Below are 19,853 nucleotides of genomic sequence, written 5' to 3'. Positions count from 1 at the left end.
AAGCCTAAATATAAAAATTGAATTAAAATATTTTGTTATGTTTGAAAATATTGATGAGCTCATAGAAGTAAATATGAAGCTATTGTATGCATCAAAATCCCAATATATGATGCGTATAAATTTCAAGGACGAATACGGTTTTAATCTGAAAAATTCCAAAGCTTTTGCTGATGTATTAGTTAAAAAAGGACTTGTTATATTGGAATGTGATCAAGGATTTCGATGTGATTTAACAGATTTAGGCAGACAAATTTATGCGAATGGAGGATGGTTAAAGTATATGCGAACCGTTGAACCTTTTTCAAAAGTCAATACAACGGTTACAATCAATTCTGAAGCAAAAAAAACAAAACAATCATTTATGAAAAAAATAATGATTGCCAGCATAATTATAGTGGTATTATGCTTTTTTGTAACCTTAATTACAATTGAAATATTCCATAAATAATAAATTATTTACATTCTTTTTCAGCAATAAAAAGCATCAGTTCTTTTAAGTTTTTTTTAAGTGCAACTACTTGTTCGAATTGATAATTATATTGCTATATTTGAAAACTGAACATATATTTTCAATAATTATGAAAAAAACACTCTTTTTAATGCTAACAATGATGGGTTTAACGGCAAGTGCTCAAAATGTAATGACTCCAGAATTACTTTGGAAATTAGGACGAATTTCTCCCTTAGGAATTTCTAAAGATGGCAAAAATATTGTCTATAAAGTATCAACTCCTTCAATCGAAGAAAACAAATCCAGTTCTAAATATTATACGGTTGCAATTACTGGTGGTACAGCAGTTGAAATTACGGATACAAAAGAAATTCTAGCAGATAAAAATGTCTCTGCAGATGGAAAATATTTGGTTTATAATGAAGAAGTAAAAATCGATAAGGTATTAGGAAAAGACTATTACCCTGATTTGGACAAATCCAATGTTCAAATTTATAATGGTTTGGATTATCGCCATTGGGACACTTGGAACGAGGGTAAATTCAATCACGTTTTTTACAAAGAGAATAAAGAAGGAGCTAAAGGAATTGATATCCTAAAAGGAGAAAATTTTGATAGTCCGCAAAAACCTTTTGGTGGTGATGAAGATTATATTTGGTCACCAGACAGCAAAAGTATTGTATATGTATCCAAGAAAAAAGCTGGAACACAATACGCTCTTTCTACAGACACTAATATATTTGAATACAATCTGGAATCTGGAAAAACGGTAAATAGATCTGAAGGAAATTTGGGTTATGATACTGCTCCTCAATTTTCACCATCTGGAGATTTGACTTGGTTGCAAATGAAACGTGACGGATATGAATCAGATAAAAATGATTTAGTGGTTAGTTTCAAAGGAATGACAATGAATCTAACAGCCAATTGGGATGGAACTGTAGAACAATTTATGTGGGCTAAAGACGGGCGAAAAATTTATTTTATAGCTCCAATTGATGGAACAAGACAATTGTTTGAAGTGAATTTTCCAGGAATGACCAAAATAGCTGTTCAAGTTCGCCAAGTATCAAATGGTGATTTTGATGTGAGTGATATGATTGGTATTTCGGGTGATGATTTCATCGTTACAAGAACCGATATGAATCATGCAGCAGAAATTTTCTCTTATAATTTGAAGAAAAACACTTGGAAACAATTATCTAACGTGAATACAATAACTTATGCTTCATTACAAATGGGGAAAGTTGAAAGACGTTACGTTACTACTACCGATGGTAAAAAAATGATGGTTTGGGTAGCTTTACCTCCTAATTTTGATGCTTCCAAAAAATACCCAACATTATTGTTTTGTCAAGGTGGACCACAATCTCCATTGACTCAATCGTACTCTTTTAGATGGAATTTTCAGTTAATGGCTGCTAACGGATATATTGTTGTTGCACCAAATCGTCGTGGAATGCAAGGTCATGGTGTAGAATGGAATGAGCAAATTAGTAAAGATTGGGGTGGACAAGTAATGAACGATTATCTTTCGGCAATTGATGATGTGGCCAAAGAAAGCTATGTAGATAAAACTCGTTTAGGATGCATTGGCGCTAGCTATGGAGGATATTCAGTATTTTATTTAGCGGGTATTCATAATAATAGATTCAAAACATTTATTGCTCATGACGGAGTTTTCAATACACAAAGTATGTTTGGAACCACCGAAGAAGTTTTCTTTAATAATTGGGATTTTGGTGGTCCTTACTGGGAAAAAGGCAATGCTGTAGCACAAAAAGCGTACAATGAGTTTAACCCAATCAATCACGTGCAAAACTGGAATACACCTATTTTGATTATTCAAGGTGGAATTGATTTTAGAGTACCAATAGGACAAGGACAAGAAGCTTTTCAAGCGGCTCAGATGAGAGGAATAAAAAGCAGATTGTTATATTTCCCAGAAGAAAATCACTGGGTTTTACATCCTCAAAATGCTCAAGTTTGGCAAAAAGAGTTTTACAAATGGCTTAAGGAAACCTTGTAATTCTTAAATTGATTGATATTTTTGTAACAATATTTATCTTTTTGTTACATATTACAAAACCTTAACCTATTTTAAAATGTATAAATTGCCCATTAAATCGTTTTTCATTGCAACAACCTTACTAGTTGGGATGAATACTATGACTGCTCAAGACGGGCTAGTCAACTCATTGAAAGTAAATGCTAGTGCAAAAAGTGTTGAAAGTTTTCAGTTTACCGATGTAATTAACTTAGAAAATACTTCTATCAAAAATCAAGGTTCTTCAGGAACTTGTTGGAGTTATTCTACTAATTCCTTTTTAGAATCTGAAATGATTAGATTAGGAAAACAACCAGTAGAATTATCTCAAGTATTCTCGGCTCGAAATGCTTATGTAGAAAAAGGAAAAAACTACGTACGTATGCATGGAGCTGTAACTTTGGGTGACGGAGGAGAATTACATGATGTAATAAATATGTACAAAAAATACGGAGCGGTGCCTCAATCAGTGTACACAGGTTTAAACTACGGTACATCCAAAAATAAATTTGCAGAAATGGCTTCATTAACAGAAGCAATGCTGGCTGCAGTTGTAAAAAATCCAAATGGAGAATTAACTCCAAACTGGGAAAAAGCGTATGCTGCTGTAATTGATTCTTATTTAGGTCAGGTTCCGGAAAATTTTACATACAAAGGAAAAAACTATACCCCTCAAAGTTTTGCTAAAGAAGTAGTAGGAATTAATCCAGACGAATATGTTGAATTTGCATCTTATGCTAATCAGCCATATTATTCTAAAACAATGATGATGGTTCCTGACAACTGGTCATTTGATTTGGTTTATAATATCAAAATGAACGATATGACTAACATCATTGACAACGCTTTGAAAAATGGTTATACTGTAGCCTGGGCGTCAGATGTAAGTGAAAAAAGTTTTAGCTGGAAAAATGGTGTTGCTTATGTTCCAATCAAAAAATTTGACGACATGACTGCTGATGAGAAAGAGAATATGTTCAACGGTCCAAAACAAGAATTGGAAATCACCGAAGAAATTCGTCAAAAAGCCTTCGACAATTACCAAACTACAGATGATCACGCTATGCATATCGTTGGTATTGCCAAAGATCAAATGGGCAAAGAATATTATATTGTAAAAAATTCTTGGGGAGCTACAAATGATTACAAAGGCTATTTGTATGTGAGTAAGAATTTTGTAAAATACAAAACAACTTCATTTATGGTAAATAAAGGAGGAGTTCCAACTGATATAGTTAAGAAAATCGGAGCTTAATAAAAATTAAATCCACAATACTGAATAAGCCGTCTCAACCTGAGACGGCTTATTTTTTTATATTAAGAAAAACTAAAAACCCTTAACTTTATTATTTCTTATTTAGAAGTAAAAAGAAAGACAGTATTTCTTTATTAGGATTTACGATTGCGATTAAGCTCAGGTCTAAAAATAAATTGCACAACTATCAAGGACTAAAATTTACAAAACAACGTTATATAATTTATGGAGAGTAAAAAAAGTTATACACCTATTAAAGTACTTTTAAGTTACGTTGCATTGTTAGCATTGGTCGTTACTGTAGGTTGGATTTTATATTCTGAAAATGTAGTTTATAACAAACTGGAAGATAAAATTGCTTTCGAAAAAACTAAGATTTTAAAAGTCAGTAAACTTTTTTCCAATATTTATAAAACAGAAAGTTTAGCACGAAAAACGATTCAAACGAATTCTCAAAAAGATTTTAAAAGTTATCTTATTGAAACCGATTCCTTAAAATCAAGAATTGACACACTAAAACAAATTGTTACAACACAATATCAAAAGACTTTATTAGATAGTGTAACTTATTTATTATCGGAAAAAACTAAAAATATCCGTCAATTAAAAGCTATAAAAAACAAAGCCGATGATGAAGTTTCTGTAGATAATGCAATTAGTGAAATTACCCGAATGGAGTCAAAACTTCGTAAATTGGTTCTTAAGGATTTTACTAAGAATCCAGAACAATTAGGAAGTTATCAGCGAAATGTACTTCGGAAATACGTAGATTATCTCAACCAGAACATTCCTGATGACAGCACAAATACACTGAGTAAAAAAGCTTCCGATTCTATCTTAGCCAATTCAAAAAAGCTTTTGACCACAGTAAAACTGAAAGCTGAAAAGAAAAAGGAATCATTGAATTTTGAAGAAAACAAGCTCCTCAAAAATGAAATCGCAATCTCAGAACAACTCCGAAAAGTGCTTCGAATCATTGAGCGTGAAATCATTATTAACTCTATAAAAAACAATACGCTAAAAGAAAAATCACTTAAAAAAGTCAATGAAGTAGTAACGGCTTCAGCAATTATTGGTTTAGTATTAACATTAATTTTTTCGATTTTGATTGTGAGTGATTATTCAAAATCTCAATTGTATAAAAAGCAACTGGAAATTGCCAATTTCAAAACCAAGAACTTGCTTAAAAGTCGTGAACAGCTTATCTCAACAGTAAGTCATGATTTGAAAACACCTTTGAGTACAATTGTTGGTTATACAGAACTTTTGAGCAATTCTGAAGTCAACACAAAACAATCGTATTTTGTAAAAAATATAAAAAACTCTTCAGAGTATATTACACAACTGGTTCAGGATTTATTAGACTTTTCTCAAATTGAAGCAGGAAAAATTACAATTGAAAAAGTGCCATTTTCATTGCCCGACGTTATAGATGAAGTTTCCAAAAGTATTCAGACTGTTTATAAGGAAAAAAATATAGATCTTATTATTCATGTTGATGATCGATTAAATAATAGAATAGTTGGAGACCCATTTCGATTAAAACAAATTTTGACTAATATCATAGGCAACGCCTATAAATTTACCGAAGAAGGATACATAAAGATCAACGCTTATAAAACATCGGCTGATGATTTTTTTACTATTTCAATTGAAGATTCCGGAATTGGTATTGAAAAAGGAAATCAAAAATTTGTTTTTGAAGAATTTGCTCAAGCGAATGAAAATATTGAAAAGAAATATGGAGGGACTGGTCTAGGATTGTCTATCTGTCAAAAAATTATCACTATTTTAGGTGGGAATTTAAAACTGGTAAGTGAGTTTGGTAAAGGAAGTACTTTTACAATCGAACTGCCCTTACTCTATGATTTTAGTGTAAGTGATGTTCCAGAAATTGAAAAAACAATCTCTTTAAACACTGAAAAATATACTTTTATTGTAGTTGATGATGATATCAATTTGCTGAATTTAACCAGCGGTGTTTTAAAACAGGAAAAACATAATGTTTTATCTTTTGATAATGCTGTTAAAGCTTTAGAAACAATTGTAAATACCGATTTTGATTTTATAATTACCGATATTCAAATGCCTATAATGGATGGTTTTGCATTTATTGAAAAATTAAAAACTCAAGAAAAATCGACCTATAAAAACCAACCAATAATTGCACTTACCGGCCGTGCAGACTTGGATTACTCCGTTTTTATTGAAGCAGGATTTACCACTGTGATCAAAAAACCATATTCTCCAAAAGTTTTGCTGGAAATGATTCAGAATATTTTAGAAAAAAAAGACCTCCCAGCAATTGAAATTAATAGATCTGAAGAAATAACAGCGGAAAAACTATATTCACTAAAAACTTTAAAACAGTTTTTAGTGAATGATAATGAAGCTTTAGATGTTATTTTGAAACAATTTATTCAAAGCAGTAAAGATAATTTGGTGTATTTGGAAAATGCTGTAGATAAAAAAGACATTCCCGAAATTAATGCTATTGCACACAGAATTGCACCAATGTTTAAGCAGATTGAAGCCCATTCAGTAGGTGAAATTTTAACAGCATTAGAGAAAAATGATTTGAAAAATTCTGATTTAAAAAATCTTTTAGATTCTTTAAAAACAAAAATCAGTTCGCTATTTACAGCTTTAAATAAAGAGGTGGCTTAGTCTATATTATAATACTTCAATTTATTATAAAGTGTTTTTCTAGTAATCTTAAGCAATTTCGCAGCCTCAGATTTGTTGTTTTGTGTTCTTGATAAGGCTTGAATAATGGCTTCTTTTTCATTTTCTGATAAAGAAAAACTTTCACTGGAATCCTGTTGCTTTTGGATTTGAAAAAATTCTGCAGGTAAAACATCGCTTTCAATATAATTACCACGTGTCAAAAGGGTAGCTCGTTTTACACAATTTTGTAGTTCACGTAAATTTCCCGGCCAATTGTATTTTTGAAAAATAGCAACAACTTCAGGCGAAAATCCGATAACTTCTTTGTTAAGTTGCTGGTTTGCTTTTTCCAAAAAATAATCGGCAAAAATCATTAAGTCTTCCCCTCGGTCTGTTAATGATGGTGAGAGAATGGAAAACTCATTAATTCTATGATATAAATCTTCTCTAAAATTGCCATTTTTAACCGCTTCACGCAAATCTTCATTGGTTGCAGTAATGATACGAATATCAACATTAATTTCTTTGTTACTTCCGACTGGCTTTATTTTTCGTTCCTGAAGTGCTCTTAATAACTGTATTTGATTTTCATATGAAAGATTTCCAATTTCATCTAAAAAAAGTGTTCCTCCATTAGCTGCTTCAAAATAGCCAATTTTATCACTGATTGCTCCAGTAAATGATCCTTTCAAATGCCCGAAAAACTCACTTGTAGCCAATTCCTTTGGGATTGCTCCACAATCAACAGCTATAAAATTATTGTTCTTTCTATTACTTTGCTGGTGAATGCTTTTGGCAATAATTTCTTTTCCAGTACCGCTTTCTCCAATAATTAAAACTGACATATCCGTTGGGCTTACCAATTGAATATGATCCAATAATTTCTTTGAAGCTATAGAAATCCCTTTTACAAATTCATTTTCTGAAGTTGTTTGTTTTTTGTCGGCTTTCTTTTCTTTGATTGGTGCCACTTCTTGATGAGTCAGCATTGCATTTGTAATTACCAATAAAACCTCATCAGGATTAAAAGGCTTTGAAATATAATCAGCTGCACCATTTTTGATCGCTTTTACAGCAGTATTCACATCCGAATATCCCGTCATAAGTACAACTGGTATCTCTGAATTTGAAGTTTTAAATTCGGACATAAGTCCAATACCATCCGAATCTGGCAAACGTATATCCATCAGAATCAAATTAAACGAATCCTTTTTGATTGCTAATCTGGCTTCCGCAGCAGAAAAAGCTATGGTCACATCATATGCTTTCTTTATTAGAAATTTCTCTAATAATTTGCAGAATGAAATATCATCTTCTATCAGTAATATCTTTGACATCTAATTGTAGGGACTTTTCACGAAAATAATATTAATAAACTTGTATTTTCATAAAATTATGCAAAAAAAAAGAGATTGTTGTACAACAATCTCTTTTTAGTCAAAAACATAAATCTAATTACCCCAAATTTTATTTTAACCAATTGCCATTAACATCTGTGTAAACAGTAGCTTTCTGGTCTCCAACTGATAAATCAAGTTTGTACTCTTTCTTTTCATTTATATACGCTTTTTCAAGCTTTGCACCAGGATATGCTTTTTCTACAGCAGTTTTTACAACTGCAGGAATGCTATCTAGGCTAATTTCTGTATATTCTGTTTGAAGATTTGCTTCAATCTTTACATTTTCAAAAGGTTTATTTGTTATCGCATAGATTGACAAACTTCCAAAAATAATTGCCGCTGCTACCATTAACTTTTTCATAGTTATAGTTTTATATGGTTAAATTTATTCTTATTTTTTAATCCAAGTCCCATCTGCATTTGCATACAGAGACCCAACTTTGTCACCCACTGTAACCTCTAATTTATATTCAGATTTAGCATTTTTATATGCTTTAGAAAGAACTCCATCAGGGTATGCTTTTTTAAGAGCATCCGTTACTGCAACAGGAACTTCTTCTAATTTTATTTCAGTGTATTCTTCCTGAATTGAGATTGTTTTTACGATTGTATTTGAAATTGGAGAAGTTGAAGCAAATGAAGTTAAACCTCCCAAAACGATTGCGGCTGATAAAAATAGATTTTTCATGATATGATTATTTAGTATTGTTTATTAATATAAGTTTAAAGATGTTGGGATTATTTTTTAATCCAAGTTCCGTCTGCATTTGCATATAGAGAACCTACTTTACTACCAACAGTAACATCTAATTTGTATTCTGATTTTTCATTTTTGTATGCTTTTGTAATTACTGCATCTGGATATCCTTTTTTAAAAGCTTCTGCAATAGGCGCTGGCAATTCTTCTAATTTAATTTCTGTGTATTCGTCTCCGATAGAAATACTTTTAACAATAGTATTTGTAACAGGAGAAGTCGAAGCGAATGAAGTTAAACTTCCTAAAACAATTGCGGCAGATAGAAATAATTTTTTCATAATGTGTTTTATTTTAATTATTAAATTGTTGTTTACGCTTTAGATAATGAAATAATTGTGCCATTACCAAAAAGAAGTATACCAATTCTCCGTAAAGCCTATTTTTAAAGGGTTTATTAAAAAATACACCAAAAATTTAAAAACTAAAAAGTGTGTAATTACCCAAATAAGTGTGTAAAAAGGATACATAAACACTGTTTACTTTAAAAAAACAGCAACAAAAAAACCCGACAGATTTTAATAATCTGTCGGGTTATCACTAATGAAATAAAAAAAGGCTGTCAATATTGACAGCCTTTAATATTATTCTATTGGATTCATTTTGAAATTGTCCATGAAAGCAGTTGTATAATCGCCTTCAATATATTTAGGATTATCCATCAATTGTCTATGGAATGGGATCGTTGTTTTAATTCCTTCAATCACGAATTCGTCTAATGCTCTTCTCATTTTACTAATAGCTTCTTCACGAGTTTGGGCTGTAGTAATTAATTTAGCAATCATTGAATCATAATTTGGTGGAATTGTATAACCTGAGTATACGTGTGTATCTAGACGTACTCCGTGACCACCTGGCATGTGCAAAGTAGTAATTTTTCCTGGTGATGGTCTAAAATCGTTATAAGGATCTTCAGCGTTAATACGGCATTCGATAGCATGTAATTGAGGAAGATAATTTCTTCCTGAAATTGGCACACCTGCAGCTACAAGGATTTGCTCACGAATTAAGTCATAATCTACTACTTGTTCAGTAATAGGGTGTTCTACTTGGATACGAGTATTCATTTCCATGAAGTAAAAGTTTCTGTGTTTGTCAACTAAAAACTCAACAGTACCAGCACCTTCATATTTTATATATTCTGCAGCTTTTACAGCCGCTTCTCCCATTTTTGTACGTAATTCATCTGTCATGAATGGAGAAGGTGTTTCTTCAGTCAATTTTTGATGACGACGTTGAACAGAACAGTCTCTTTCAGAAAGGTGACAAGCTTTACCATATGAATCACCTACAACTTGAATTTCGATATGACGAGGCTCTTCAATTAATTTTTCAAGATACATTCCGTCATTTCCAAAAGCAGCTGCAGATTCTTGACGAGCACCTTCCCAAGCTTTTAATAAATCTTCAGGAGCCCATACAGCTCTCATTCCTTTTCCACCGCCACCAGCTGTAGCTTTTAGCATAACTGGATATCCAAATTTGTCGGCTAATTCAGCAGCTTGTTCAAAAGATTCTAAAATCCCAACCGAACCTGGTACGCAAGGTACTCCGGCTTCGATCATCGTGGATTTAGCTGAAGCTTTATCCCCCATTCTATCAATCATTTCAGGAGAAGCTCCAATAAATTTGATACCATGTTCTTGACAAATCTTCGAGAATTTTGAATTTTCAGAAAGGAATCCGTAACCTGGATGAATTGCATCTGCATTTGTAATTTCAGCAGCAGCAATAATATTAGACATCTTTAAATAAGACAAGTTACTTGGTGGTGGGCCAATACAAACAGCTTCATCTGCAAATTTAACATGTAAACTTTCAGCATCGGCGGTAGAATAAACAGCGACAGTTTTGATGCCCATTTCTCTACAAGTTCGAATGACACGAAGTGCTATCTCTCCCCTATTTGCAATTAGTATTTTTTTAAACATAATTTTAAAATTTTAAATTATGAATTATAAATTTTAAATTCTTTGCTAAGAAAGCAAAGAGTTAAAATTTAATTATAAAATCTAAATTCTAAATAGCAAAATGCAAATGCATTAAACCATTTATAATTTATTAATTTATAATTTATAATTCCTTATGATGGATCTACTAAGAATAAAGGTTGATCAAATTCTACTGGAGACATATCATCTACCAATATTTTTACGATTTTACCAGATACTTCTGATTCAATTTCGTTGAATAATTTCATAGCTTCAATTACACAAAGAACATCTCCTTTAGCAATAGTTTTACCAACCTCAACAAACATTGGTTTGTCTGGAGAAGGTTTTCTGTAAAATGTACCAATGATTGGTGATTTTATAGTAATGTAATTATTTTTCTCAACTGGCTCTGCAGCTGCTGGTGTAGCTGCTACTGGAACAATCTGCTGTGGAGCGGCTTGTGGAAGAGCGTTTTGAATAGGTAACTGTTGAACATAAGTTGCTTCGGTAACGTTTCCTTCTAAAGTAGTTCTGATGGTGATTTTAACATCATCCATTTCTAATTTAACTTCTGCAACACCTGAATTTGCTACAAATTTGATTAGATTTTGAATTTCTTTTAAATCCATAATTATTTCTTTTTAGTTTAATTTATTTTTTATCGTAAGCCCAAGTTAGGTAAATGGATCCCCAAGTAAAACCACCTCCAAAAGCAGCAAAAATTATAGTATCTCCTTTTTTGAAAAGGTGCTCAAAATCGTATAATACTAAAGGTAATGTTGCAGATGTAGTGTTTCCGTATTTTTCTATATTCATCAATACTTTAGCATCTTCTAAGTTCATTCTATGAGCTGTAGCGTCAATGATACGTTTGTTTGCTTGATGTGGGACTAACCAATTTACATCTTCGTTAGTCAAATTATTTCTTTTTAGAATCAATTCACTGGCATCAGCCATATTGGTAACTGCATATTTAAAAACAGTTTTCCCATCTTGAATGATGTTGTGTTTGTTATCATTTACCGTTTCGATACTTGTTGGCATAATGGATCCGCCGGCAGGTATTTTTAAGAAATCACGCCCAACACTATCACTTCTCAAGTATTCATCTTGTAGACCGTAACCTTCATAGTTAGGCTCAAACAATACTGCACCAGCACCATCTCCAAAAATAATGCAAGTTGCTCTGTCTTTATAATCAACGATGGATGACATTTTATCAGCACCTATAAGTAGTACCTTTTTGTATTTTCCAGATTGAATATAAGCAGATGCCGTTGACATTCCAAAAAGGAAACTAGAGCAAGCAGCCTGTAAATCGTATGCAAATGCATTCGTAGCACCTATTGAAGTAGCGACAAAGGCACCAGTAGCAGCTACTGGCATATCTGCAGTTGCAGTTGCCATTAGAACTAGATCTATTTCAAGAGGGTCAATATTTGATTTAGCGATTAAATCTTGCGCTGCTTTTATAGCAAGAAAAGAAGTTCCTTTATCAGCATCTTTTAGTATTCTTCTTTCTTTAATCCCCGTACGTGTGGTTATCCATTCATCATTAGTGTCGACCATCGTTTCTAGCACTTTGTTAGAAAGAACAAAGTCAGGAACATAACCACCAACTGCGGTAATTGCGGCTGTAATTGTACTCATTATATGCGATTATTTATTGCCAAATGTTACCATTTGCAAAATTTTTAAAAGTCTCTAAAATTACAATAAAAAAACCAAACTAATTGTGTTAAGTTTTTCTTATTTGGGGGTGAAATTATAAACAACAAAAAAAACTCTCACGAGGTGAGAGTTCTAGTATTGTTTACAAAAACGTATTAAGCAAGAGCTACGACAGATTTATCGATAACAACTTGTCCTCTGTAGTACATTTTCCCTTCATGCCAATAAGCTCTGTGGTATAAATGTGCTTCTCCAGTAATTGGACATGTAGCGATTTGAGCTACAGTAGCTTTGTAATGTGTTCTTCTTTTGTCTCTTCTTGTTTTCGAGATTTTTCTCTTAGGATGTGCCATTTTACTATATTATTTATCCGTTAATAGTTGCTTTAATTTGTCCCAACGTGGGTCTATATTTTCTTCTTCTTTCTTTTCTTTTTTTTGCTCTTTAATTGTCAATTCTTTCAGTTTTGTCAAAGCTTCAGTGTTTAAACTACCATCCTTTATTCCTGGATGTATTCTTCTTTGTGGAATTGAAAGGACAATCATCTCATATATATATTGAGCAATATCTATTTCAAACTCCCCAAAAGGAAGTATTAGCAACTCTTCATTATCATTGTTAAAATCCTCTCCAAATCGAACAATTAGTTTCAATTTTCCTTTTATTGGTAAATCAAAATCTTCTCCTGTCATATCACAAGGAACATTTATTACTCCTTGGTGCTTGAAGTTTATCTCTAACAAGTTGCTTTGTTTTTCTAAAACAACATTCACTTTGATATCTGAATTTTGAAATTCATTATAATCAAAGATTTCAAAGAACGCATTACTTATTTGATACTCAAATTTATGTTTCCCAAGCTTCAATCCTACGAAAGGAATTGTATATTCTTTTGTCTGTTTCATTTCAACAACAATTTGCCCTAAACTTCGGGAGTGCAAAGATATAAAATAAATGTAAATCTAATAATGTTATTCACCTTTTTTTGTTTATAACTGTTTTTCTTTTGTTTTTAGGGGCTTTTGGCTAATTTCTGCATACTGATTTCTCGCATTATAAACATCAATTGCGAGGTAAACAGCTTCTTTGAAAGAATTATAGTCGGCTTTATTCTTTCCTGCTATATCATAAGCCGTTCCATGATCTGGTGAAGTTCTTATTTTATTAAGTCCTGCTGTATAATTAACACCACTACCAAAAGATAATGTTTTAAAAGGGATTAATCCTTGGTCATGGTAAGTTGCTATAATAGCATCATATTTTTCATACTGATTACTACCAAAGAAGCCATCTGCAGCAAAAGGACCAAAAACAAGAGTTCCTTTTTCGAATATTTTTTTCAAAGCAGGTTTTAATATAGCATCATCTTCATTTCCTATAACCCCTCCATCACCACAATGAGGATTAAGTCCGAGAACTGCAATTTTAGGTTTGTTAATGCTAAAATCCTGAATTAAAGTTTTATTGATGGTTTCAATTTTCTTAAAAATCAACTCTTCTGTTAAATGTGAAGCCACTTCATTAATTGGAATATGATCTGTCAACAAACCTACTCTTAAGTTGTCTTGCACCATTAACATTAAGGCATCACCTTCTAATTCCTGATTTAGATAATCTGTATGTCCTGGGAATTTAAAATCTTCAGATTGAATATTATACTTATTTATAGGTGCTGTCACCAGCACATCTATCTCTCCGTCTTTTAAAGCTTTGGTAGCCGCGACAAATGATTTGATAGCGTACTGCCCTACTTTTTCGTCATTCGTTCCAAGACTTAAATCAATTCCCTCTTTCCAAAGATTGAAAACATTGACTTTACCAATTACAATTTGATCTAATTTATCTATTCCATGTAAAGGAACTATAGATTCAAAATTCTTTCTGATGAAAGACAATATTTTCACATTGGCAAAAATAACTGGAGTACATAATTCTAACATCCGTGTATCTTCGAATGTTTTTAGAATTACTTCGCTTCCAATACCGTTTAAATCTCCGATTGAAATTCCTACGATTATATTTTCTGCTTTTTTCATAATGCCCTCTAATTATTTATTGCTAATTTTGAACTGCAAATTTAGTAAAATAAAACAAGAAATGTTTACAGGAATAATCGAAACACTTGGCATTGTTCAAGAAGTTAAAAAAGAGCAAGATAATATCCATATCACTATAGATTCAGCTTTGTCCAACGAATTAAAAATTGATCAAAGTGTAGCTCATAATGGAATATGTTTAACAGTCGTCGCCATTACTGGAAATCATTATACGGTTACAGCCATTGGGGAAACAATTAAAAAAACTAATATTTCAAATTGGAAAGTTGGTGATAACATCAATTTAGAAAGAGCAATGAAACTAGGAGATCGTTTGGATGGACACATTGTGCAAGGTCATGTGGATCAAACTGGGACTTGTATTGTGGCTCAAGAAACAAATGGAAGTTGGTTTTATACTTTTGAGTATGATACCGATTTAAATAATATCACTATTGAAAAAGGATCAATAACCGTAAATGGAGTAAGTTTGACCGTCGTTGATTCTAACAAAAATAATTTCAGCGTAGCCATTATACCTTATACCTATGAACATACCAATTTTCATTCGTTTGTTGTTGGAACTAAAATTAATTTGGAATTTGATATAATTGGAAAGTATGTCTCTAGATTATACGCTAACAAATAGAACAGAAAATTATATTATAAAAAAAAGACTCATTTTAAATGAGTCTTTTTTTGTTTAGTTTGTATTTATATATAACGTATATTCCAAATAATACAGCAATAACAAGTAGTATCATAATATTTCCGTCTATTGGAGCATCCTCAAGTGGCGGCTCATCTGGCACTTCAGGGTCTTCAGCATAGGCCCCGTAACCATAAAAGCAATAGGCAAAAAGAATTATTTTGTGAAATGCTTTATTTGAATTTATCTTCATATTGTTCTCAGATGTGGTATTGTAATTTTATTTTAGTATATAACCTAAACGCAAATCTATAATTATTTTTTTATAATGAAAATAAAAATTTGGATTAAGGGTACAAATTAACGTTTAAATAAATTTATTTTTTCAACTAGAAAGAAAAAACTTATAAATACGTTTATTTATCTTAATTGCCAAATTTTAAATATTTAAATGCAAAGGTACCAATTTAATTTTTGAATTTGAAAATTGTTTTTTAACCAATTTAGAAAAAGTATAAAAAGAGATCACTTATTCATAGGTATTTATTTTGCCATACAATCCAAAGGAACAATCCCAAATATATCATACACACAATAAATTTCATGAAAGACGAAGCCAAAAAACCTAGAAAAGAACCCGTGGCCGCTTTCAAAGCTCGCTGATGATCTTTATTGTCATAAATAAGTTCTCCTAAAAAAGCTCCCAAAAAAGGACCTATTAAGAAACCTAAAGGAATTGGAGCAATAAGACCAACAATTAAGCCAATATTAGTTCCCCAAATACCATAAGAACTGCCCCCAAATTTTTTGGTTCCCTTGGCAGGAATGATATAATCTAAAATAGTAAGTACTATGGTTATAATTGCAGAAATACCCAAAATCCAATAATTCACAGGTACTGCTTTAGTTAAATAAACTAATAGAATCCCAACCCAACTGATGCTAGGTCCAGGTAAGACAGGCAGAAAACTTCCAAAAACTCCCACTACAACACAAATAAAACCCAATAACAAAAGCAGGATATCCATAAAAATATTTTTAGTAATTTTGAAACCGAAAATACAAGACTTATTCAATACACGAATATGAGAAAAATAATTGTATTTTTATAAGATAATAGTCCCATTCAAAAAACAAACCTTGAAGCAGTTTTCCTTTTTTCTAGTCATTATACTTTTTAATTCCTGTCAATACTTTGACAAGCAAGTTCCTTCCGAAAAGGAATTATTGCAAAAGGAGTTAAAAGCTATCAATTGGAAAGAAGTAGACGAATACCCTTCAGTTGTTGATTGTGATAAAATAGAAGACAAAAAACAACGTCAACAATGCTTTTTTGAGGTTTTGACACAGTTAATTCAAGAGAAATTGTGCAACGATACACTAGCGATGCTTTACCCAGAATTGGACACTATTGAAGTAAAAGTTACCATTTTTCCTAACGCAACTATGAAATTCGAGCCACAATTTCCTAAAGATTCAGTAGCATACGATAGGGTAAAAATTGACAGTATCCTGAAAGTCCGTTTGATTGATTTCCCAAAAATCAACCCAGCTATCAAGCGAGGGTTACCCGTGAAAACTCAATTTATACTTCCTGTGATTCTAAAAGTGGAGTAGTTTTCAGGAGCAATTCCAGCTGTACACTATATCTGTTATCACGAACCCCGGTATAACAGGATGCCGTTTCCATCTGGGCTAAGACATTCATTTTCACATCAAAATTTGTTTAAAATCGTCTCCCTTTCCATTCGTATTTTCCAAAGACACAATATAAAGCCACTACAGAACTAAAAAAAGGGTACCATAAACTGCTTAAAAACAAATAGGAAATTTTGCTTTTGGTTAAGAAACTATTAGTTTGTTGCATCAAAACGGTATCGATTACAAATTTGATTATGAAGAGTAATCCAAGGAAAAACCAAGGAAACATGCCCAAAAGCATTTGTACAAAAGCAATAATTAAGCTAATATTCATAATAAACACAAGAACTCCCAATCTTTTTCCAAAAGCAATTTGATAAGAAGTTGTTTTTGATGCCCAACGAACTCTTTGGTAAAACAACGCTTTCCAGTTATTCACAGGTTTTGTGACAACAATGGAGTTTTTTGATTTTAAATAAGCAACTTTTTCGGGATATTGAAGTAACGCTTTTTGAAGTAGAAAAACATCATCCCCACTAGCAATACTATTATTATTCTCAAACCCATTGAGTTTTTGAAAAAAAGATTTGGTATAAGCAAAGTTTGCACCATTACACATAAAGCCTTTTTTAATTCCGAAACTACCTATTGTTGCTCCTTGTAAACTAGCCAAATCCAATTGTTGAAAATGATGCAAAAAAGAGTTGTTGCAATCGTAAGTGACTGCACCCACAATCATTGAAACTGCATTCAGTTGAATAAAGTTATCTAAAGAAAGTAACCAGTTTTTAGGAACCACACAATCAGCATCGGTGGTGATGACCCAATTGGTTTTTATGTGTTGCATTGCGGTAGTAATAGCATCTTTTTTTGGAGAATTGGAATATCGATTATTTTTTACAATCTGTATTCTGTAATCTGTATTCTGCCATTTGAATTCTTTTTCCGATTCATCATCTACCAAAATCACTTCAAACAAAGTTGTTGGGTAATTCAACTTGGAGAAACTTTCTAATAAAATTGGCAAATTTTCGGCTTCATTTCGAAAAGGCACAATAATAGTAAAGCTTGTTTTTGGTGATGAACTAGTGTACTCAAATAAATTTATTTTGGCAAAACCATAAATGAGCCAACCTATAGTAAGTACATAAATGATTGATATACCTAATAAAACTAAAATCATATCTTTTGGGCCGTTTTAGTTCTGAAATTCAACACATAGTAACTTCCAAAAAGCACTGGTAAAACTACATTTAGAAACCACATTAACGTAGTAATAAAAATCACAATCCATTCATTTACACCTAATTTTCCAAAGAAATATACAGCCACACTACCTTTTACAGCAAAATCCAAAAATTGAAAAGTGGGCAAAGAAGACGCCAGAAAATAGACACTTGAGATAGCCGATATTAGAATCAAATATGGCAAATCAACATCAAAAGCTAAAAACAAAAAATAGTATTGATGCGAAAAAACAAGATATCGTAAAATCGCCAAAAGTGTGTTTTTTTGATGAATCGATTTTGGTATTTCGTTAATTTTATGAATTAGCTTTTCAATAGAATATCCTTTAATATTTACTTTTTTTGAAAAGAACAGAATTCCAACAAGTAGAAAACAGCCTGCAAAAAGAATTACAACTGTTTTTGAAGTGATAACACTGTATTGTGAGTTGAAATACAACAGTCCAAAAATACCAAAAATTACAGTCAAAATCATTTGAATTCCGTTACATATCAGATTTAAAAAAACAATCTTTTTAGTCTCTTTTTTATCAAAATAAAGCGCTTTTCCAGCATATTCTCCCACACCATTTGGAGTAAATAGTCCCGCAGTAAGCGAAGCCAAAACTTGCTTGGTTGCTTCACCCAAAGTAATAGGTCTTAGATAAGAAACTAAATACTTCCATTTTAAAATTTCAAATAAACGATTCAAAACACTCAAAAGCAGAATAAAACCAATTCCAAAAACCGATTGATTTTTATGAAATAAAATTATAAATTTTTGCCAATCGAGTTTATCGTTATTTGCCAATTGATTGTAAATAAAATAAAAGGCACCACCAACAATCATAATTTTGATTAGAAGTACAAGGAATTGCTTAATTTTGTTTGAAATTGAAATCATACGGCAAAGTAACGGAAAAACTAGTATACAAAGGCGTATTCGAACTTATAGAGTTTTGTATAAGCAGTCGATTTTTTAAATTACTTCAGGAGAACTTTAGCATTAATTAAGATTCACTTTCTGTAATAAAACAATGAAGAATACATCTAACAATTAAAACTTATGAATTTATTTCACAATAAAAATTGGCACGAAAGACATAGGGATACTCTAGGATATGGTAGCCGTTTGGCAGATTCAGTCGCCAAAGGAATGGGATCCTGGAAATTCATTATAATTCAAACTGTTTTTGTAATAATTTGGATGGGACTAAACCTTGTTGCGTATTTCAATCATTGGGATGCTTATCCTTTTATATTATTAAATTTACTTTTTTCAACTCAGGCTGCCTATGCAGCACCAATTATTATGATGTCTCAAAATAGACAGAGTGAAAGAGACAGAGTCCAAGCACAATCAGACTATCAAACCAACATTGAAGCAAAATTAGAGATTGAAGCTTTGGCCTTGAGATTGGATAAAATCGAAGTCGAAAAATTAGACAAAATAATTACGATGTTAGAAGAGGCCAAAATCAATTCGAGTAAATAGATTAGAACTAAAATATATCATAGATTACATAAATAAAAAACTAACCTTGACAAAAGAACGTATCATATTAGGTATTGATCCAGGAACCACAATTATGGGTTTTGGATTGATTAAAGTTATCAATAAAAAAATGGAATTTTTGCAACTCAACGAATTGCAATTATCCAAATACGACAATCATTACCAAAAATTAAAAATTATTTTTGAACGTACCATAGAATTAATCGAAACACATCATCCCGATGAAATTGCGATTGAAGCTCCTTTCTTTGGGAAAAATGTTCAGTCGATGTTGAAATTAGGAAGAGCCCAAGGTGTTGCAATGGCAGCGGGACTTTCGAGAGACATTCCAATCACAGAATACGAGCCCAAAAAAATAAAAATGGCAATTACCGGAAATGGAAATGCTAGTAAGGAGCAAGTTGCCAAAATGCTTCAACAACTTTTGGGTTTAAAGGAATTACCAAAAAATCTAGATTCAACAGATGGTTTGGCAGCGGCAGTTTGTCATTTTTTTAATTCAGGAAAAATCGTTGCAGGAAAAAGTTATTCGGGTTGGGATGCTTTTGTGAAACAGAATGAGGATAAGATAAGAAAATAGTTATATTTGTAAAACTTAACTTAAGT

22 protein-coding genes are annotated in these 19,853 nt (G+C 31.8%); 8 read left to right on the top strand and 14 right to left on the bottom strand.

Translation table 11 applies throughout. From position 1 onward, the window contains the following. The first annotated feature begins 37 nt into the window (after nucleotides 1–37). The 4 genes from CLU82_RS10170 to CLU82_RS10155 all read left to right on the top strand — a co-directional run bounded on the left by CLU82_RS10170 (nucleotide 38) and on the right by CLU82_RS10155 (nucleotide 6,420). The gene (locus tag CLU82_RS10170; protein WP_100842990.1) at nucleotides 38–448 is read left to right on the top strand and encodes a hypothetical protein; all 411 of its coding nucleotides are present in this window, start codon (nucleotides 38–40) and stop codon (nucleotides 446–448) included. Between the two features lie 130 nt (nucleotides 449–578). Continuing rightward, nucleotides 579–2,480, top strand: coding sequence for a S9 family peptidase (locus tag CLU82_RS10165; protein WP_100842989.1), 1,902 nt, complete (start codon nucleotides 579–581; stop codon nucleotides 2,478–2,480). Between the two features lie 76 nt (nucleotides 2,481–2,556). After that, complete coding sequence (locus CLU82_RS10160; RefSeq protein WP_100842988.1) at nucleotides 2,557–3,753, top strand: aminopeptidase C; 1,197 nt, start codon at nucleotides 2,557–2,559, stop codon at nucleotides 3,751–3,753. Between the two features lie 225 nt (nucleotides 3,754–3,978). Continuing rightward, entirely contained in the window at nucleotides 3,979–6,420 is a 2,442-nt protein-coding gene (locus CLU82_RS10155) for an ATP-binding protein (protein WP_100842987.1), read from the top strand. On the opposite strand, the gene CLU82_RS10150 is transcribed toward CLU82_RS10155, so the two are convergent. The 10 genes from CLU82_RS10150 to pdxA form a co-directional block, all read right to left on the bottom strand. Continuing rightward, nucleotides 6,417–7,757 (bottom strand): sigma-54 dependent transcriptional regulator, encoded by a 1,341-nt coding sequence (locus tag CLU82_RS10150; protein WP_100842986.1) that lies wholly within the window; start codon nucleotides 7,755–7,757, stop codon nucleotides 6,417–6,419. The two genes, CLU82_RS10155 and CLU82_RS10150, sit on opposite strands and share 4 nt — an antisense overlap. A 130-nt stretch (nucleotides 7,758–7,887) precedes the next feature. Continuing rightward, nucleotides 7,888–8,181 carry a hypothetical protein gene (locus CLU82_RS10145; RefSeq protein ID WP_100842985.1) on the bottom strand — a complete coding sequence of 98 codons (294 nt, stop codon included), beginning with the start codon at nucleotides 8,179–8,181 and terminating at the stop codon, nucleotides 7,888–7,890. Between the two features lie 30 nt (nucleotides 8,182–8,211). Further along, entirely contained in the window at nucleotides 8,212–8,508 is a 297-nt protein-coding gene (locus tag CLU82_RS10140) for a hypothetical protein (RefSeq protein ID WP_100842984.1), read from the bottom strand. 50 nt (nucleotides 8,509–8,558) lie between these two features. After that, a complete protein-coding gene (locus tag CLU82_RS10135) occupies nucleotides 8,559–8,855 on the bottom strand; it encodes a hypothetical protein (protein WP_100842983.1) in 297 nt (98 codons plus the stop codon). A gap of 303 nt (nucleotides 8,856–9,158) precedes the next feature. Further along, nucleotides 9,159–10,505: an acetyl-CoA carboxylase biotin carboxylase subunit gene (gene accC, locus CLU82_RS10130; protein ID WP_100842982.1), complete on the bottom strand. Its 1,347-nt coding sequence runs from the start codon at nucleotides 10,503–10,505 to the stop codon at nucleotides 9,159–9,161. Nucleotides 10,506–10,657: 152 nt separating this feature from the next. Continuing rightward, nucleotides 10,658–11,137: an acetyl-CoA carboxylase biotin carboxyl carrier protein gene (accB, locus tag CLU82_RS10125; RefSeq protein ID WP_100842981.1), complete on the bottom strand. Its 480-nt coding sequence runs from the start codon at nucleotides 11,135–11,137 to the stop codon at nucleotides 10,658–10,660. A gap of 22 nt (nucleotides 11,138–11,159) precedes the next feature. After that, nucleotides 11,160–12,158 carry a beta-ketoacyl-ACP synthase III gene (locus tag CLU82_RS10120; RefSeq protein ID WP_100842980.1) on the bottom strand — a complete coding sequence of 333 codons (999 nt, stop codon included), beginning with the start codon at nucleotides 12,156–12,158 and terminating at the stop codon, nucleotides 11,160–11,162. 176 nt (nucleotides 12,159–12,334) lie between these two features. After that, nucleotides 12,335–12,532 carry a 50S ribosomal protein L32 gene (gene rpmF, locus CLU82_RS10115; protein ID WP_100432852.1) on the bottom strand — a complete coding sequence of 66 codons (198 nt, stop codon included), beginning with the start codon at nucleotides 12,530–12,532 and terminating at the stop codon, nucleotides 12,335–12,337. A gap of 9 nt (nucleotides 12,533–12,541) precedes the next feature. Further along, entirely contained in the window at nucleotides 12,542–13,084 is a 543-nt protein-coding gene (locus CLU82_RS10110; RefSeq protein ID WP_100842979.1) for a DUF177 domain-containing protein, read from the bottom strand. 84 nt (nucleotides 13,085–13,168) lie between these two features. Continuing rightward, on the bottom strand, nucleotides 13,169–14,218 hold the full coding sequence (pdxA, locus tag CLU82_RS10105; protein ID WP_100842978.1) for a 4-hydroxythreonine-4-phosphate dehydrogenase PdxA: 1,050 nt from the start codon (nucleotides 14,216–14,218) through the stop codon (nucleotides 13,169–13,171). Nucleotides 14,219–14,276: 58 nt separating this feature from the next. On the opposite strand from pdxA, the gene CLU82_RS10100 reads away from it, so the two are divergent. After that, nucleotides 14,277–14,864: a riboflavin synthase gene (locus CLU82_RS10100; RefSeq protein ID WP_100845003.1), complete on the top strand. Its 588-nt coding sequence runs from the start codon at nucleotides 14,277–14,279 to the stop codon at nucleotides 14,862–14,864. A 34-nt stretch (nucleotides 14,865–14,898) separates the two neighbouring features. Here CLU82_RS10100 and CLU82_RS10095 read toward each other — a convergent pair whose 3' ends face one another. Both CLU82_RS10095 and CLU82_RS10090 read right to left on the bottom strand, forming a co-directional pair. Next, a complete protein-coding gene (locus CLU82_RS10095; RefSeq protein WP_100842977.1) occupies nucleotides 14,899–15,117 on the bottom strand; it encodes a hypothetical protein in 219 nt (72 codons plus the stop codon). Between the two features lie 280 nt (nucleotides 15,118–15,397). Next, a complete protein-coding gene (locus CLU82_RS10090; RefSeq protein ID WP_100842976.1) occupies nucleotides 15,398–15,892 on the bottom strand; it encodes a DUF456 domain-containing protein in 495 nt (164 codons plus the stop codon). Nucleotides 15,893–16,004: 112 nt separating this feature from the next. Here CLU82_RS10090 and CLU82_RS10085 point away from each other — a divergent pair, with 112 nt between their 5' ends. Then, nucleotides 16,005–16,481 (top strand): hypothetical protein, encoded by a 477-nt coding sequence (locus CLU82_RS10085; RefSeq protein ID WP_100842975.1) that lies wholly within the window; start codon nucleotides 16,005–16,007, stop codon nucleotides 16,479–16,481. A gap of 109 nt (nucleotides 16,482–16,590) precedes the next feature. Here the strand turns inward: CLU82_RS10085 and CLU82_RS10080 are convergent, their stop codons facing one another. Then, complete coding sequence (locus tag CLU82_RS10080; protein WP_100842974.1) at nucleotides 16,591–17,688, bottom strand: glycosyltransferase; 1,098 nt, start codon at nucleotides 17,686–17,688, stop codon at nucleotides 16,591–16,593. Then, complete coding sequence (locus CLU82_RS10075; protein ID WP_100842973.1) at nucleotides 17,685–18,635, bottom strand: lysylphosphatidylglycerol synthase domain-containing protein; 951 nt, start codon at nucleotides 18,633–18,635, stop codon at nucleotides 17,685–17,687. The genes CLU82_RS10080 and CLU82_RS10075 overlap by 4 nt, the downstream gene beginning before the upstream one ends. Nucleotides 18,636–18,797: 162 nt before the next feature. Between CLU82_RS10075 and CLU82_RS10070 the strand changes: the two genes are divergently transcribed. Both CLU82_RS10070 and ruvC read left to right on the top strand, forming a co-directional pair. After that, nucleotides 18,798–19,226, top strand: coding sequence for a DUF1003 domain-containing protein (locus tag CLU82_RS10070; protein WP_100842972.1), 429 nt, complete (start codon nucleotides 18,798–18,800; stop codon nucleotides 19,224–19,226). A gap of 46 nt (nucleotides 19,227–19,272) precedes the next feature. Next, a complete protein-coding gene (gene ruvC / locus CLU82_RS10065; RefSeq protein ID WP_035686340.1) occupies nucleotides 19,273–19,827 on the top strand; it encodes a crossover junction endodeoxyribonuclease RuvC in 555 nt (184 codons plus the stop codon). Nucleotides 19,828–19,853 lie beyond the last annotated feature (26 nt).

Origin of the sequence: Flavobacterium sp. 5 (assembly GCF_002813295.1) — a bacterium.
In the GTDB taxonomy this organism is placed as follows: Bacteria; Bacteroidota; Bacteroidia; order Flavobacteriales; family Flavobacteriaceae; genus Flavobacterium.
The sequence above is the reverse complement of the archived record's forward strand: the minus strand, read 5'-3'. Positions and strand labels throughout refer to the sequence as shown.